Source organism: Cellulomonas pakistanensis (assembly GCF_016862755.1).
In the GTDB taxonomy this organism is placed as follows: Bacteria; Actinomycetota; Actinomycetes; order Actinomycetales; family Cellulomonadaceae; genus Cellulomonas; species Cellulomonas pakistanensis.
This window is the reverse complement of record NZ_BONO01000004.1, coordinates 91,707-104,141: the sequence shown is the minus strand read 5'-3', so window position 1 is coordinate 104,141 and position 12,435 is coordinate 91,707. Positions and strand designations below refer to the sequence as shown.

Below are 12,435 nucleotides of genomic sequence, written 5' to 3'. Positions count from 1 at the left end.
CTTCGATCGGTCCGCTGCGGCTGCTCAGGCGAGCGCGGGCGGACCCCGGTGCGGGTGCAGGACGCGGGCCAGGACGGCCGCGCGCGGGTGGTCGGCGCGCCACGCGGGCGCCGGACGGGGGGTCGGCGCCGGGCGGGCGGCCGACGGGCGGGGCAGGGCGCGCACCACGGCGCCGAGCACGGACCGCGCGGTCCTGGCGCAGGTGAGCAGCAGGGCGGTGAGGCCGAGGCCGAGGGCGCCGAGCGCCGCGTGCAGCGCGACGACCGGCACCACGAGCCCGAGCGCCAGGACCGCGCCCTGCGTGGCCGCCGGCGTCAGCGCGACACCGGTCGGGCAGTCGGCCGCGTCCTGCAGCAGCGACAGCCGGACGCCCACGAGGGCGAGGGGGCCGTCGATCGTCACGCACGCGTGCACGACGGTCCGCAGGGCGCCGAGCCACAGCGCGCCGCCGACCGCGAGCAGCGAGGCCGCCGCGGTGAGCAGCGGCAGCAGGCCCGCGCGACGGCCGGCGCCGCGCTCGCCGACCCCGGGCACGCCGGCCCCGGGCACGCGCGCGTCGCCGGTCCCGGTCATGCCGACGAGCCTACGGGGTCGGCCTGTGCGCCGAGGGGTCACGACCCGGGCGCTTCGCCCGCCCGGAGTCCCCGGTCCGTGACCGCTCGACGACCCCCCACCGGCGGGCTCACTCCCCGACGGGCAGCGACGGGGCCGCGAACGGCGCCCAGTCGACCAGCGTCCCCGTGACCGCGAGCGCCGCCAGCACCCCGGCGCCGAGCAGCGCGAGCACGACGACCACGGTCGCCCCGCCGGAGCCGGGCGCGACGCCGGCCAGGAGGCGGCGCGCGCCCTCCCGGGTGGTCCGCGCGGCCGGTCCCCACCACAGCGCGGCGATCCCGGCGGCCGCCGCGACCGCCAGCAGCACGGCCACCGACTCCGGCGCGGGCGCGTCGCCGTCCGCGCGCAGCGGCCCGGCCTCGAGAGCGCCGCTGCCGACCAGCCACCAGCCGACGCCGAGCAGGATGACGACCACGCTCGCCGCCACCAGCAGGGAGGGCAGCAGCGTGACCAGAGCACGCAGCAGGTGCCACGGGCTCGACGCCACGGCGCGCAGCCCGTCCGAGCGGCGGGCGCCGACCCGCTCGCGCCGCCGCCCCAGCGCCTGGGCCACCGAGCCGACGGTGCGGGCCAGCAGGACGACCGGGACGAGGACGAGCAGCGTCGCGCCGGGGCGCAGCGCCGCGGCGGTCAGCACGAGCAGCAGCAGGGCGAGCAGCGACCCGGTGCGGCGCGGCGGCGGCGCGACCGGCGGCAGGACGTCCGCGGCGTCGGGGGGCTCCGGGTGCGCGCCCGGGTACGCGGGCGCGCCGCCGTACCCGTCGGTGCCGTATCGGTCCCCGCCGTACCCGTCGCCGCCGTACCCGGCGTCCGCCCCCGGGGCCGCGGCGTACGGCCGGGTGTCCCACGCCGCGGTCGGCGACTCCCCGGTGGCCCACCGGTCGTCCTCCCCCGTCGCGTCCCACGACGGCGCGGCGGCCCGCGGCGGCACGGACCCGGGCGGCACCGACGGCGGGGGCGCGACGGCCGGCGCGCCGAACGCCCGCGTGCTCCCGTCCCGCGCGGCCCCGTCGACGTCGTCGTCCCAGGTGCCCGGCGCGGGCAGCACGGCCGTGCCGTCCTCGGCGCCGGCCCCGATCACGGCCGTGGCCCCCGTCGCGGCCGCCGCGCCCGCGGGGAGCGGCCCGGTCCCGGCGGCGGCCGGCGTCCCGGGGGCCAGCGCGACGGTCGCCGCGGTGGCGCCCAGCGCCACGGTCCCGCCCGCGCCCGTGCCCGCCCGGGCCGGGCCGCCGCGCCCGCCGGCCGCGAGCGCCGCGTCCGGGTCGTACGCCTCCCCGCGCCGCTCGGCCTCGGCGAGCGCCGCCACCACCTCGTCGGGCTGCGCGCGGTCGGCCGGGTCGGCGGCCAGGGCGTCCCACAGCGCGCCCGCGGTCACCGGCCCGAGCCCCGCCAGGTCGGCGTCGCCGCTCCGGGTGCGGACCAGCACGGCCTCCAGCGGGCGGGTGCCGAACGGCGCGCGGCCGGTCGCCGCGTACGCGAGCAGCGCGGCCCAGCCCCACCAGTCCGTGGCGGGCGTCGGCTCCGCGCCGTCGACCAGCTCCGGGGCGAGGTAGCCGGGGGTGCCGACGACGAAGCCGGTCGACGTCACCCGGGTCTCGTCGACGGACTGGGCGATGCCGAAGTCGATGAGCACGGGCCCGTCGGGCGTGACGAGCACGTTGCTCGGCTTGAGGTCGCGGTGCACGACGCCGGCCGCGTGCACGGCGCCCAGCGCGTCGCGCAGCCCGTCGGCCAGCCGGTGCAGCGCCGCGGCGTCCAGGGGCCCGCGCTGCCGGACGTGCTCGGCCAGGTCCGCGCCCGGCACGAGCTCGGTGACGAGGAACGCCTCGGTGGAGTCGGCCTCCGCGTCGAGGACCGCCGCGACGCCCGGGTGCCGGAGCCGCTGCAGCGCGAGCACCTCGCGGCGCAGCCGCTCCCGGGACGACGGGTCGGCGCCGACGTGCGGGTGCAGCAGCTTGAGCGCGACGGGGGTGCCGCCGCCGTCGACGGCCCGGTACACCGTGCCCATGCCGCCGGAGCCGAGCGGCGCCAGGATGGTGTACCCGCCGATCTCGGCGCCCGGCGACAGCCCGATGCGCTCCATGCGGGCACGGTAGCCGCCCGCCCGGCGGGGGTCGTGCTGCCGCGCGGCGGGTCCGGTGAAGGACCCGCGCGGACCACCCGGGCGGCCACCCCGACGGCACCCGCACCCGCCGCCCGCTTCCCGGGCGGGGCGCGTCGGGTCACGTTAGGGTCGAGGCGACACCAAGGAGATGGACTTCAGTGGATTCTGCTGGTTATGACCTGGTCGTCGTCGCGAACCGCCTCCCGGTCGACGTGACCGTGGGCGAGGACGGCGCACCGAGCTGGACCCGATCCCCCGGCGGTCTGGTGACCGCCCTGGAGCCTGTCGTGCAGAGCTCCGACGGCGCGTGGGTGGGCTGGGGCGGCTCGGCCGACCTCGAGCTCGAGCCGTTCGACGCCGACGACATGCGGCTGGTGCCGGTCAAGCTGTCCGAGGACGACCTGCGCTTCTACTACGAGGGCTTCTCGAACGACACGCTCTGGCCGCTGTACCACGACGTGATCCAGCCCCCGACGTTCCACCGGCAGTGGTGGGACGCCTACCAGCGCGTGAACCGCCGGTTCGCCGACGCGGCGGCGGCGCAGGCCGCGCCGGGCGCGACGGTGTGGGTGCACGACTACCAGCTGCAGCTGGTCCCGAAGTTCCTGCGCGAGCTGCGCCCCGACGTGCGGATCGGCTACTTCCACCACATCCCGTTCCCCCCGCTGGAGATCTTCGCCCAGCTGCCGTGGCGGCTGCAGGTCGTCGAGGGCCTGCTGGGCGCGGACCTCATCGGGTTCCAGCGCGGCGGCGACGCGGCCAACTTCGTGCGGATCGTGCGCCGGCTGACCGACGTCACCACCCGCGGCCAGGTCATCACGCTGACCGACGCCGACGGCCGGGTCGACCGGCACGTGCGCGCCGCGGCGTTCCCGATCTCGATCGACTCCAAGGCGTTCGACCGGCTCGCCCGCACGCCGGAGGTGCAGCAGCGGGCCAAGGAGATCCGCGCAGAGCTCGGCGACCCGGAGGTGCTGCTGCTCGGCGTCGACCGCCTGGACTACACCAAGGGGATCCGCCACCGGATCAAGGCGTTCGAGGAGCTGCTCGAGGACGGCCGGATGACCGTGCCCGAGTCGACCCTCGTGCAGGTCGCCTCGCCGAGCCGGGAGAACGTCGGCGCCTACCAGCAGCTCCGCGAGGAGGTGGAGGCGCAGGTCGGCCGGATCAACGGCGAGCACGGCGAGCTCGGGCACGCGGCCGTGCACTACATGCACCACTCCTACCCGATGGAGGAGATGGCGGCCCTGTACCTCGCGGCCGACGTCATGCTGGTCACCGCGCTGCGCGACGGCATGAACCTCGTGGCCAAGGAGTACATCGCGGCCCGGTCCGACGACCGCGGCGCCCTGGTGCTCAGCGAGTTCACCGGCGCGGCGGACGAGCTGGGCGGCGCCGCGATCCTCGTGAACCCGCACGACATCGCCGGCCTGAAGAACGCGATCCAGCACGCCGCGAACATCGACCCGCGCGAGGCCCGCAAGCGGATGCGCCGCCTGCGCCGCCGGGTGCTGGAGAACGACGTCGCGCACTGGTCCGAGTCGTTCCTGTCCGTGCTGACCGCCGTCCCGGTGCGCGAGCGCAAGCCCGAGGAGTAGCCGTGGCCCCCGACGAGACCCCGCCCGCACCGGCCGCCGTCGAGCCGGCCGGCACCGACGACCTGCGCGCCGCCCTGCGCGGCCTGGTCGCCGACCCCGCCCGCCGCCCGGTGCTGGTGGCGCTCGACTTCGACGGCACGCTCGCCCCGCTGCAGGACGACCCCGAGGCGTCGCGCGTGCTGCCCGAGGCGGTCGAGGCGCTCCGCGGGCTCGCCGCCCGCCCCGACCTCGTCCGGCTCGCGCTGGTGTCCGGCCGGCCGGCCGCCGACCTGCACCGGCTCGCCGACGTCCCGCCGGGCACGGTGCTGATCGGCAGCCACGGCGCCGAGCGCGCGCGGGTCGCCGAGCACGGCCTGGACCGGGACGTGCTCACGCTGACCGACGACCAGGCGGACCGGCTCGCCCGGCTGGGCGGCGAGATGCAGCAGGTGGCGCGCGGCCGGGACGGCGTGTGGGTCGAGACGAAGCCCGCGGCGGTGGTCGTGCACACCCGGATGGCCGACGCGGCGACCGGGGAGGCGGCGGAGCAGGAGGCCCTCGGGGTCGGCGCGCACCTCGGCTCGGTGACGCTGCACGGCAAGAAGGTCGTCGAGGTGTCGGTGCTGGAGGCGGACAAGGGCGCGGCGCTGGTGGCGTTGCGGACCGAGCTGGGCGCCGGCGCGGTGGTGTGCGCGGGCGACGACGTCACGGACGAGGACGCCTTCCGCGCGCTCGGCGCCGGCGACCTGACCGTGAAGGTCGGCGAGGGCACCACGGCGGCGGGGTACCGCGTGCCCGACCCCGAGGCGCTCGCCGGGCTGCTCGCCGGGCTCGCGGCGGACGTGGCTGCGGCGGCGCCCCCGCCGCACGCGGCCGGGGAAGCCGATCCCGCGCGCGAGGACGCCCCCCGGGCGTAGGTTCCGGACGTGGGGCGCCGACGGGAGCCGATGCAGGACGTCGAGCTGGTCGACGTCGCCACCGACCTGCCCCTCGCGCCCGACGCGGACGACCCCGAGGCCGAGGCCGCGCACGCCCGCCGGGTGGCCCGGCGCCGCCGGCTGCTGCGGCGCTGGTGGCCGGCGCCCGTGCTCGCCGCGCTGGCCGCCGGGGCGACGCACCTCGTGCTGGACGCCCGGGAGGCGGACCGGGTCGCCGCCCGGCAGGAGGTGGCCGGGGTGCTCCGGTCGGTGGAGCCCGGCCTGCCCGCCGCCCACCGGTACAGCCAGGAGACGGCGTCGGTCGTGCTGTCCGGCATCGCCGTCGGCGAGCTGCGGGTCGGCGTCGCGTCGCCGCCGTGGGACGCCTCCCGCGAGCTCGTGGCGCTCGACCGCGCGGGCACCCAGGCGTGGTCGACCTCGCTGGAGGACGCCGCACGCACCGAGCCGGACGTCGGCATGGAGTACCCGACGTGCGTCCCCGACGCCGAGCCGGTCGGGGTCGTCCGCTGCCTGGTGCTGGACCGGTCGCCGGCGGACGCCTCCGACGACTCCGGCACCTGGGACCCCGTGCCGCCCAGCGCCGCGCGGCTGGTCTCCGTCGACGCGCGGTCCGGCGACGTCCTGGCGGACCGGCACGTCGCGCCGATGTCCGGCTGGGGCGCGGCCGGGGGCGTCCAGGTGCTCGCCTCGCTCGCCGACGGCACGCTGCGCGTCACCGCCTGGGACACCGCGGTCGACCGGCGCGGGCCCGACGACGGCGGCGCCGCGCCGCTGTGGCGCACCGACGTGCCGCTCGCGGACCCGGCGGCGGCCGAGCGGCTGTACTACCCGCCCGGCGTCGCGGTGACCCCGGGCCGGGTGCTCGTGCAGGGCGAGCTCGGCTCGTGGGCGTTCGCCGCGGAGGACGGGCGGCTCCAGGCCTCCGGCCAGCAGTACCTCTCGGTGTCCCGCACGGGTCACCTGCTGTCCGCCGGGGACGACGGCGCCCGGCTGCTCGACGACGCCGGGGAACCGCTCACCGACCTGCCGGGCCGCCCGCTGTGGCTGTCGGTCGACGACGGCTCGGTCCCGGGCGTCGAGCTGGTCGCCGCGAGCGGCCCGGACGGCCGCGTGCTGGTCGGCGTCGAGGCCGAGACGGGCGCCGAGCTGTGGTCGGCGGCGCACCCGCGGTGGACCGACCCGGCGGCGGTGCTCCTCGAGGGCGTCCTGTACGGCGCGGACACCGACGCGCTGTGGGCGGTGGACGTCGCGACGGGCCGCGAGCTGTGGCGCACGGCGGTCGAGGTGGCCGGCGACGGCACGTCCGTGATGACCGACGGCCGGTACCTGCTCGCCCTCGCCCGGCCCGAGGCGCTGGCCGAGATCGGCCTGGGGGTCGGCGCCGCGCCCGCGCCCGACGGCGACGAGGAGGCGCTCACGGCGCCGCGCGCGCTCGCCGCGTTCGCCCTGGACGACGGCGCGCCCGCCTGGGCGACCCGGCTGCCCGCCGACGTGCAGGGCGTGTGGCCGTACGAGGGCGACCTGCTGGGCTACGGCGACACGGACGTCGTCGTCCTGAACTGACGCCGTCCGCCCGCCCGCAGGTCAGCCGGGTGTGGTTGGATGTCCGTGGACCGAGGGGGGTCACCCGACTCCCCTCGACCCGTGTCAGCGAAGACACTCTGACACTCTTCACGACGGATCGTCCGGCACGTACCTGCCGGTGAAGGGATCGATGGATCATGGCTACGGTCACGTTCGACAAGGCCACCCGGGTGTACCCGGGCACGGAGCGTCCCGCGGTGGACGCCCTCGACCTACACATCGAGGACGGCGAGTTCCTCGTCCTCGTCGGCCCCTCGGGCTGCGGCAAGTCGACCTCCCTCCGCATGCTGGCGGGCCTGGAGGACGTCAACGCGGGTCGCATCCTCATCGGCGACCGCGACGTCACCGACGTCCAGCCGAAGGACCGGGACATCGCGATGGTGTTCCAGAACTACGCGCTGTACCCGCACATGACGGTCGCCGACAACATGGGCTTCGCGCTCAAGATCGCCGGCACCCCGAAGGCGGAGATCCGCACCCGCGTCGAGGAGGCCGCCAAGATCCTCGACCTGACCCAGTACCTCGACCGCAAGCCGAAGGCCCTCTCGGGTGGCCAGCGGCAGCGCGTCGCCATGGGTCGCGCCATCGTCCGCCAGCCGCGCGTCTTCCTCATGGACGAGCCGCTGTCGAATCTGGACGCCAAGCTCCGCGTGCAGACCCGCACCCAGATCGCGTCGCTCCAGCGCCGCCTGGGCGTCACCACGGTCTACGTCACGCACGACCAGACCGAGGCGCTGACCATGGGCGACCGCATCGCGGTGCTCAAGGACGGCCTGCTGCAGCAGGTCGGCACCCCGCGCGACATGTACGACACCCCGGCCAACGTGTTCGTCGCCGGCTTCATCGGCTCCCCGGCCATGAACATCGGCACGTTCCCGATCACCGAGGGCGTCGCGAAGGTCGGCTCGGCCGGCATCGCCGTGCCGCGCGACGTGCTCGGCACGCTGGCCGCGGACGACAACAACTCCATCACCATCGGGTTCCGCCCGGAGGCGCTGGACGTCGTCCCGCAGGGCACCCCCGACTCGATCCCGGTGTCGGTCAACATCGTCGAGGAGCTCGGCTCCGACGCGTTCGTGTACGGCTCGCTCGTGGGCGAGGCCGGCGCGGCGGACGTCCACTCGGGCGCCGGCGACGCGCAGGTCATCGTGCGCGTCGACCCGCGGCAGGTCCCCGCCAAGGGCGAGACCATCCACGTCCGCATCCGCACCGGCGAGCAGCACCTGTTCCACGCCGGCTCGGGCGAGCGCATCGCGCACTGACGCACGACATCTCCACGCCGCAGGGGCGGGGCCGGCACGCACCGGCCCCGCCCCTGCGTCGTCCGGATGGGAGAATCGACGCATGACCCCTCGCACGCGCCTGCAGATCACCGCGGCCGCGCCGGACCCCGCCCTGCTCGACCTGCCCTGGGACGTGCCGCTCGCGGACTGGCCGGCGGAGCGGCTCGCCGCCCTCCCCCGCGGCATCTCCCGGCACACCGTGCGGTTCGCGCGGCTGTCCGGCCGGGTCGTCGCCATCAAGGAGATCGGCGAGACCGTCGCGTACCGCGAGTACGAGCTGCTGCGCCAGCTGAGCCGCCTGGACGTGCCGAGCGTCGAGCCGGTCGGGGTCATCACCGGCCGCACCGCGCCCGACGGCGAGCCGCTCGAGGCGGTGCTCATCACCCAGCACCTGCGGTTCTCGCTGCCGTACCGCGCGCTGTTCAGCCAGGCGCTGCGCCCCGACACCGCGACCCGGCTCATCGACGCCCTCGCCGTGCTGCTGGTCCGCCTGCACCTGGTCGGCTTCTACTGGGGCGACGTGTCGCTGTCGAACACGCTCTTCCGCCGGGACGCCGAGACGTTCGCCGCGTACCTGGTGGACGCCGAGACCGGCGACCTGCACGACGAGCTCACGCCCGGCCAGCGCGGCTACGACCTCGAGGTCGCGCGGGTCAACATCATCGGCGAGCTCATGGACCTGCAGGCCGGCGAGTTCCTCGACGAGGACGTCGACGCCGTCGCGATCGGCGACGCGCTCGCCGAGCGGTACGAGGAGCTGTGGTCGGCGCTCACCAGCTCGGAGTCGTTCGGCCTGAACGAGCGGTGGCGGGTGCAGGCCCGCATCGAGCGGCTGAACGACCTCGGCTTCGACGTCGGCGAGCTGGACATCACCACCGACATCGACGGCACCACGGTCCGCATCCAGCCGAAGGTCGTGGACGCCGGGCACCACTCGCGCCGGCTCATGCGGCTCACCGGCCTGGACGTGCAGGAGAACCAGGCGCGCCGGCTGCTCAACGACCTCGACCAGTTCGTCGCGGCGATGGACCGGCAGAACGACGACGAGACGTTCGTCGCGCACGACTGGCTCACCGAGGTGTTCGAGCCGGCCGTGCGCGCCGTGCCCCGCGACCTGCGCCCGAAGCTCGAGCCCGCGCAGCTGTACCACGAGCTGCTCGACCACCGGTGGTTCCTGTCGGAGGCGCAGAAGCGCGACGTGCCGATGCGGGAGGCGGTGAAGTCCTACACGAAGGACATCCTGCCGACCCGCCCGGACGAGGAGTCGGTGCTCGGCGTCTCGGCCGCGGACCTGCGCGAGGACGCGGACGTCGTCCCGAACCGGGACTGACGCCCGCGCCCGGCGCCCGGGACCTCAGAGGTCGACGCGCTCGTTCTCGCCCTCGAGGCGCTCGCCCGTCGCCTTCGACTTCACGAAGCTCAGCAGGGTCGCGACCCGGCTGCCGGGCGTGTCCCAGTACTCCGCCGACTCCGCGCGCACGCGCAGCAGCACCGCCTGCGGGGAGTCGGGGCCGTCGGGCAGCCACGCCTCGACGCCCTTGCTCCACAGCTCGCGCTTCTTCGCGACGTCCTCGACCTGCTCGCCCACGCCCGCGACGGACACCCAGCTCGCGCCGGAGCCGACCGCGACGTTGACCCGCGGGTCCGCGGCGACGTGCGCGAGCTTCCGGGAGCCGCGCTCGGCGAAGAACCAGAGGTCGCCGTCGAACTCGACCTCCTGCAGCGCCATCGGGCGCGCGATCAGGGTGCCGTCGGGCGCGACGGTCGTGAGGACGCCGAGGCGCTCGTCCTTCAGCAGCTCGGCGACGGTGCGGACGGAGTCGGTGTCGTGGCTCATGCGTCCACTCTCCGCCCGCCTCGGGGCCGGCGCACCCCGGGGCGGGCGGCGCGTCAGGACGCGCGGGTGCGGGCGACCTCGTACAGGGCGATGCCCGCGGCGACGCCGGCGTTGAGGCTCTCGACCTCGCCGGCGATCGGGATGGACGCGATCGCGTCGCAGTGCTCGCGCACCAGGCGGGACAGGCCCTTGCCCTCCGAGCCGACCACCAGCACCAGCGGGTCGGCGGAGTACGGCAGGTCCGCGACGGCGACGTCGCCGCCGCCGTCCAGGCCCACGATGAAGCAGCCCGCCTCGTGCAGCCGCTCGAGGGCGCGCACCAGGTTGGTGGCGCGGGCGACCGGCACGCGCGCCGCGGCGCCCGCGGACACCTTCCACGCCGACGCGGTGACGCCGGCGGACCGGCGCTCGGGCACGAGCACGCCGTGCGCACCGAACGCGCCCGCCGACCGCAGCACGGCGCCGAGGTTGCGCGGGTCGGTCACGCCGTCGAGCGCGACGATCAGCGGCGCCCGGTCGCTGGCCGCGGCGACGTCCAGCAGGTCCTCGACGTCGCCGTAGTCGTACGGCGGCACCTGGATCGCGACGCCCTGGTGCACGGAGCCGTCGGTGAGCCGGTCGAGCTCGGGCTTGGTGACCTCGAGCAGCGGGTAGCCCTCCTCGGTCGCCGTGCGCAGGATCTCGCGGGTGCGGTCGTCGGCCTCGAGCCGCGCCGCGATGTACACCGCGGACACGGGGATGCCGGCGCGCAGCGCCTCGACGACGGAGTTCCGCCCGGAGACCACCTCGGTCGCGCCCGCGCCGCGCGCCCGGCCCGCGGCGGCGCCGCCCCGGCCCGCCGGGCGGTTGCCCGAGCCGCGGGTGCCCGCGACGGCGCGGCGCTCGGCCGCGGCCTTCTTCTTGCCGGCCGGGTGGTACGTCCGGTCCTCGGCCTTCGGGGTCGGGCCCTTGCCCTCGAGCCCGCGGCGGCGCTGGCCGCCCGAGCCGACGGTGGCGCCCTTCTTGGAGCCTGCCTTGCGCGTCGCGCCGCGGCGCTGGGAGTTGCCGGCCATCAGTCCTCGTCCTCGGTCGTCTGGCGCGCGGCGAGGGACCAGCGCGCGCCGGTGGCGTTGTCCTCGACGGCCACGCCCGCGGCCGTCAGGCGGTCGCGGATCGCGTCCGCGGTGGCCCAGTCGCGGGCCGCACGTGCGGCCGCGCGGGCGTCGAGCTCCGCACGCACCAGGGCGTCGAGCGCCTCGGCGTGCCGGTCGTCGGCCGCCGCGGCGCCCCACTGCGCGCCGGCCGGGTCCAGGCCGAGCACGTCGAGCATCGCGCGCACGGCCACGAGGCCCGCGCGCACGGCGGCGTCGTCCCCGGCGGCCAGGGCGGTGTTGCCGGCGCGCAGGTGCTCGTGCACGACGGCGAGCGCCGCCGGCACGTTGAGATCGTCGTCCAGCGCGGCGCCGAACGCGGCGGGGAGCTCGGCCGCCGCGAGCTCCGGCGCGTCGACCGCGCCGACGCGCTCGGTGGCGCGCTGCACGAACCCGGCGAGCCGGTCCCAGGTCGCCTCCGACTCGGCGAGCGTGTCGGCGGTCCACTCGAGCATCGACCGGTACTGCACCGCGGTGAGCGCGTAGCGGACGACGGCCGGGCGCACGGTCTCCAGCAGCGTGCTGACCAGCAGCCCGTTGCCCAGCGACTTGCTCATCTTCGCGCCGGACTGGGTGACCCAGCCGTTGTGCAGCCAGTACCGGGCGAACCCGTAGCCCGCCGCGCGCGACTGGGCCTGCTCGTTCTCGTGGTGCGGGAACCGCAGGTCCAGGCCGCCGCCGTGGATGTCGAAGGTGTCGCCCAGGTAGCGCTGCGCCATGGCGGAGCACTCCAGGTGCCAGCCCGGGCGGCCGCGGCCGAACGGGGTGTCCCAGGACGCCGTCCCCGGCTCGCCGGGCTTGGCGGCCTTCCACAGCGCGAAGTCGTGCGGGTCGCGCTTGTCGTCCGGGCCGCCGTCCGGCGCCGGGGCCATGTCGTCGAGCCGCTGGCTGGTGAGCGAGCCGTAGTCGGCGTAGGACCGGACGTCGAAGTAGACGTCGCCCTCGCCGGCCACGTACGCGTGCCCGGTGTCGACCAGGCGCTGCATCAGCTCGACCATCGCCGGCACGTGGCCGGTGGCCCGGGGCTCGTACGTCGGGGGCAGCACACCGAGGGCGTCGTACGCCGCGGTGAAGGCGCGCTCGTTCTGCATCGCCCACGCCCACCACGCGACGCCCGCCTCGGACGACCGCGCCAGGATCTTGTCGTCGATGTCGGTGACGTTCCGGACCAGCGTGACGTCGTGCCCGGTGCGGCGGAGCCAGCGGACCAGGACGTCGAACGCCACTGCGGAGCGGACGTGGCCCACGTGCGGCGGCGCCTGGACGGTCGCGCCGCACAGGTAGATGCCGACCGCGCCCGGGGTGACGGGGACGAAGTCGCGCACCTCGCGGGTGGCGGTGTCGAACAGGCGCAGGCTCACGAGGGT

10 protein-coding genes are annotated in these 12,435 nt (G+C 76.6%); 5 read left to right on the top strand and 5 right to left on the bottom strand.

The window, feature by feature from the left end; genetic code table 11:
• Nucleotides 1–24: 24 nt before the first annotated feature.
• Both Cpa01nite_RS04090 and Cpa01nite_RS04085 read right to left on the bottom strand, forming a co-directional pair.
• Nucleotides 25–573: a hypothetical protein gene (locus Cpa01nite_RS04090; RefSeq protein WP_203667472.1), complete on the bottom strand. Its 549-nt coding sequence runs from the start codon at nt 571–573 to the stop codon at nt 25–27.
• Nucleotides 574–682: 109 nt separating this feature from the next.
• Nucleotides 683–2,698, bottom strand: coding sequence for a serine/threonine-protein kinase (locus Cpa01nite_RS04085; protein ID WP_203667471.1), 2,016 nt, complete (start codon nt 2,696–2,698; stop codon nt 683–685).
• 179 nt (nt 2,699–2,877) lie between these two features.
• Between Cpa01nite_RS04085 and Cpa01nite_RS04080 the strand changes: the two genes are divergently transcribed.
• The 5 genes from Cpa01nite_RS04080 (at nt 2,878) to Cpa01nite_RS04060 (ending at nt 9,431) form a co-directional block, all read left to right on the top strand.
• Nucleotides 2,878–4,317 (top strand): alpha,alpha-trehalose-phosphate synthase (UDP-forming), encoded by a 1,440-nt coding sequence (locus Cpa01nite_RS04080; protein WP_203667470.1) that lies wholly within the window; start codon nt 2,878–2,880, stop codon nt 4,315–4,317.
• 2 nt (nt 4,318–4,319) lie between these two features.
• Nucleotides 4,320–5,213, top strand: a complete 894-nt coding sequence (gene otsB, locus Cpa01nite_RS04075) for a trehalose-phosphatase (protein WP_203667469.1) — start codon at nt 4,320–4,322, stop codon at nt 5,211–5,213.
• A 9-nt stretch (nt 5,214–5,222) separates the two neighbouring features.
• Nucleotides 5,223–6,797: an outer membrane protein assembly factor BamB family protein gene (locus Cpa01nite_RS04070; RefSeq protein ID WP_203667468.1), complete on the top strand. Its 1,575-nt coding sequence runs from the start codon at nt 5,223–5,225 to the stop codon at nt 6,795–6,797.
• A 158-nt stretch (nt 6,798–6,955) separates the two neighbouring features.
• The gene (locus tag Cpa01nite_RS04065) at nt 6,956–8,080 is read left to right on the top strand and encodes an ABC transporter ATP-binding protein (protein ID WP_203667467.1); all 1,125 of its coding nucleotides are present in this window, start codon (nt 6,956–6,958) and stop codon (nt 8,078–8,080) included.
• A gap of 82 nt (nt 8,081–8,162) precedes the next feature.
• A complete protein-coding gene (locus Cpa01nite_RS04060; RefSeq protein ID WP_203667466.1) occupies nt 8,163–9,431 on the top strand; it encodes a DUF4032 domain-containing protein in 1,269 nt (422 codons plus the stop codon).
• A 24-nt stretch (nt 9,432–9,455) separates the two neighbouring features.
• Here Cpa01nite_RS04060 and Cpa01nite_RS04055 read toward each other — a convergent pair whose 3' ends face one another.
• The 3 genes from Cpa01nite_RS04055 to cysS are packed head-to-tail and all read right to left on the bottom strand — an operon-like array spanning nt 9,456 to nt 12,429.
• A complete protein-coding gene (locus Cpa01nite_RS04055; RefSeq protein WP_203667465.1) occupies nt 9,456–9,938 on the bottom strand; it encodes a pyridoxamine 5'-phosphate oxidase family protein in 483 nt (160 codons plus the stop codon).
• Nucleotides 9,939–9,991: 53 nt separating this feature from the next.
• Nucleotides 9,992–10,990 (bottom strand): 23S rRNA (guanosine(2251)-2'-O)-methyltransferase RlmB, encoded by a 999-nt coding sequence (gene rlmB, locus Cpa01nite_RS04050; protein WP_203667464.1) that lies wholly within the window; start codon nt 10,988–10,990, stop codon nt 9,992–9,994.
• Nucleotides 10,990–12,429: a cysteine--tRNA ligase gene (gene cysS, locus Cpa01nite_RS04045; protein WP_203667463.1), complete on the bottom strand. Its 1,440-nt coding sequence runs from the start codon at nt 12,427–12,429 to the stop codon at nt 10,990–10,992. The genes rlmB and cysS overlap by 1 nt, the downstream gene beginning before the upstream one ends.
• Between the last annotated feature and the right edge of the window lie 6 nt (nt 12,430–12,435).